This is a genomic window from Oceanobacillus sp. CAU 1775 (genome assembly GCF_054482815.1).
This window is the reverse complement of sequence record NZ_JBTLRO010000016.1, coordinates 1-1,892: the sequence shown is the minus strand read 5'-3', so window position 1 is coordinate 1,892 and position 1,892 is coordinate 1. Positions and strand designations below refer to the sequence as shown.

Annotated in this window: 1 protein-coding gene and 1 pseudogene; both read left to right on the top strand. The window is 39.3% G+C overall.

What is annotated here, in order from left to right:
- Window positions 1–527: 527 nt before the first annotated feature.
- Window positions 528–1,388: a group II intron reverse transcriptase/maturase gene (ltrA, locus tag ACXYMZ_RS16420; protein ID WP_458949493.1), complete on the top strand. Its 861-nt coding sequence runs from the start codon at window positions 528–530 to the stop codon at window positions 1,386–1,388.
- An 86-nt stretch (window positions 1,389–1,474) separates the two neighbouring features.
- Window positions 1,475–1,813: pseudogene (locus tag ACXYMZ_RS16415) on the top strand (group II intron maturase-specific domain-containing protein); the annotation flags it as partial.
- Window positions 1,814–1,892: the final 79 nt, after the last annotated feature.

The window sequence follows — 1,892 nt, the reverse complement described above, 5'->3', positions numbered from 1 at the left end:
TCTTGTGCGCCCAGCATGGGCTATAACTTGGTGGTGAAAGTCCACTACAGGCTTTGCAGTAGGAACTGTTAGCTAAAGGCAAGGGTGTCCGAAGTGATTTGGAATCTGAAGGAAGCTGGAAGCAAAATCCCGAACTGACGAACAGAAATTGTATATAAGGCTGAATTGGAATGGACGAGTTTGCAAGACAAAACAAAGTCCGATACTGCACGAGTTCCATACAGTAAATACAACAGTTACATGGGAGGAAGGTTATAGCTCTTACCTGGGGAGGTCTCACAAGGGCTATTCAATTAACAATTGTATTAGTGATAATGCAATGAATTGTGAGAAGTCAGCAGAAGCCATAGTAGTCTCAAACGAGATGAAGGGCTGAACAATCTTAAATCTTGAAGAACAAGGAGGTGCAGGCATCACCATCAAAGCACAGAAAATCATCGTGGCACTTGCCGAAGAGATGACTACCCATGGAGAGATACGTTGGAAACGGAAGGGAAAATGGGAGAGTGTAGGGATGTCGCATAGATATGGAGAAACAAGATGGTATTAACTTAATCGAAAAGGTAATTTCTGATAATAATCTCTGGAATGCATATAGGAAAGTATATGCAAATAAAGGTGTGCCAGGAATTGATGGCATAACGGTTAATGAACTTGAAAATCATATGCGTAAGCACTATGACCAATTAAAATTAAAGCTTAGAGATGGCACATATAAACCTCAACCAGTAAAGAGGGTCGCCATCCCTAAAGCTGACGGTTCCAAAAGATACTTAGGGATACCTAGTGTCTTAGATAGAGTCGTCCAACAAGCAATACTTCAAATCATTGACCCAATCATCGACCCACACTTTTCGGAAAACAGTTTTGGGTTCCGTAAAGGAAGAAATGCACATCAAGCGATAGAGAAAGCCAAAGTTTATTATCAAGAAGGTTATCGAGTCGTTGTCGATTGTGATTTGAAAAGTTACTTTGATACGATACATCACCAACGCATTAGAGCATACCTTGAATATTTTATCAAAGATAAAATTGTATTGAAACTAATATGGAGTTTTCTACGTTCAGGTATCCTAGACAAAGATATTTATATTGAAACGAAAAAAGGTGCTCCTCAAGGAGGGCCACTTTCGCCACTTCTAGCAAATATCTATTTAAATATGTTAGATAGAGAATTGGAAAGAAGAGGACATCGTTTTATCCGATACGCAGATGACTTTGTCATCTATGTCAAAAGTAAACGTGCAGGTGAAAGAGTGATGGAGAGTATCACTGAGTTTCTGGAAAAAGATTTGGGTCTCACCATTAATCAAAAGAAGAGTAAAGTAAGAGGTGCGACCTCAGCTACATTCTTAGGATTTAATTTACAGAATCTCATGGGAAAGTAAACTGCCGACCTAGTAAGTCGGCGAAAAGAAAGTTCAAAAGAAAACTAAAGGAATTAACCAATCGCAAACAAGCGGGAACATTCCATGAAATAATCACAAAGATAAATCAAACGACCGTTGGATGGACTAACTATTATGGCATCTCTAATATGAAGAAATTCATAAAAGAAATCCAACAATGGTTGCATCATCGGTTAAGACAATTGATATGGAAACGTTGGAAACTTGCCCGTACGAAGTACAAAATGCTTCGAAAGTATGGGATCAGTCATGATGATGCGATGAAATTAGCCAATACTCGTAAAGGATATTGGCGAGTATCCATGAACGATATCATCCATCGTGCCATAACAAACGAAAGGCTCACAAAGTGGGGACTGAAAGATATGTCCCTACTCTATGAGCTTCGATACTTAAAAGATTGAACCGCCAAGTACGTGAACCGTATGCTTGGTGGTGTGAGAGGTCGACTAGTCAATTAATGACTAGTCTCCTACTCGATTT